This is a genomic window from Promicromonospora kroppenstedtii DSM 19349, from assembly GCF_000515355.1.
Lineage (GTDB): Bacteria > Actinomycetota > Actinomycetes > Actinomycetales > Cellulomonadaceae > Promicromonospora > Promicromonospora kroppenstedtii.
On the sequence record NZ_KI911607.1, the window covers coordinates 1 to 1,433 of the forward strand.

At 74.2% G+C, this 1,433-nt stretch carries 1 protein-coding gene and 1 pseudogene; both read right to left on the bottom strand.

What is annotated here, in order from left to right; translation table 11 throughout:
- A partial coding sequence (gene murJ / locus PROKR_RS03680) for a murein biosynthesis integral membrane protein MurJ (protein WP_036959617.1) occupies positions 1–1,250 on the bottom strand: 1,250 nt, incomplete at its 3' end.
- A pseudogene (locus PROKR_RS03685) lies at positions 1,247–1,433 on the bottom strand (hypothetical protein); the annotation flags it as partial. The pseudogene PROKR_RS03685 and the gene murJ, both read right to left, overlap by 4 nt.

Below are 1,433 nucleotides of genomic sequence, written 5' to 3' on the forward strand. Positions count from 1 at the left end.
GCGCCGACGGCGGCGACGCCCCAGCCGCTCGCGGTCGCGGTCACCGCGGCCCGCCCGTGGTCCACGGCGTACAGCGCGCGCGACAGGTGCAGGATCAGCGCGAACCCGATCAGCCCCGGCGCCATCGCCATGAGCCCGGCGGCCAGGCCAGGTGCGTCACCCAGCACGATGAGGTCGAAGACCCGCTCGACGAACGGCGCCGCCGCGACGAGCGCGGCCATGCCGAGCGCCGTCACGAACAGCAGGCTGCGCGTCGTGCGCGCCACCAGGCCGCGCAGCTCGCCGAGCCGGCCCGCAGAGGCGTGCTCCGCGAAGTGCGGGAACGCGCTGGTCGCGATCGGGAACGCGAGCACCGCGTACGGCAGCAGGTAGACCTGCTGCGCGTACAGGTAGACCGACAGGGTGCCGTCGCCGCCCGCGGCGTTGGCCGCGCGCAGGGTCAGGAACACCGAGAGCTGCTGCACCACCAGCGCGCCCACGCCCGCGAACGCCAGGCGCGCGGCCCGGGGACCTTCGCCGGACGGGAAGCGCAGCGTGGGCCGCAGCCGCAGCCCCGTGCGCCACACGGGCACCACGAGGGGCAGCGCCAGGAACAGGACTCCCACCGTGGTGCCCCACGCCAGCCAGACCAGTGCCTGGGACGAGAGCGCGGCGACGTCCTGCTGGTCGCCGTCGGCCAGCAGGGCGAAGACGCCGTAGACAACGATCACGACGAGGCTGGAGACCAGCGGCGCGAACGCCGGCCAGAAGAACCGCTTGTGCGCCTGGAGGATGCCGCCCAGCACCACGGCCAGCCCGTACAGCGGCACCTGTACCGCGAACACCCGCAGGAAGGCCGTGGCGACGTCCACCTGCACCGGGTCGTCCAGGCCGGTCAGGCTGATGACCGGGCGCGCCAGGAGGGCGGTCAGGGCGGCCAGCGGCACCAGGATCAGCAGCGTCCAGCCGAGCAGCGCCGACGCGATCCGCGAGGCCTGCTCCTTGGACGCCGCGGTGCCGTCCGCGGTGAACGCAGCCCGGGCCAGGGGCCCGGCCAGCAGCGGCACGACGGCGCCCGCGAGGGCACCACCGGCCGCGACCTCGAACAGCAGGTTGGGCAGCTGGTTGGCGGAGTTGAAGACCGTGCCGACGCCGTCCGACCCGAGCCACGCGCCCTGCGCGAGCCAGCGACCGAAGCCGACCAGGCGGCTGGCGAGGGTGACGACGGTGACGAGCAGCGCCGCGCTCGCCAGGGACCGGGTGCGGCTCACGCGCCCGGGGTGGCCACGGGCTTGGTCTGCGCGAGCTCCGCCACCGAATCCTCGACCGCCGGAGCCGGACGACGTCCGAGCATGTCGATCTTGTTCAGCCACTCGTTCCCGGCGATCACCTTGGAGAAGCTCACCTTCTCCGAGGCCACCATGAGGCCGACGACGCCGGCGAGCGTCGCCCAG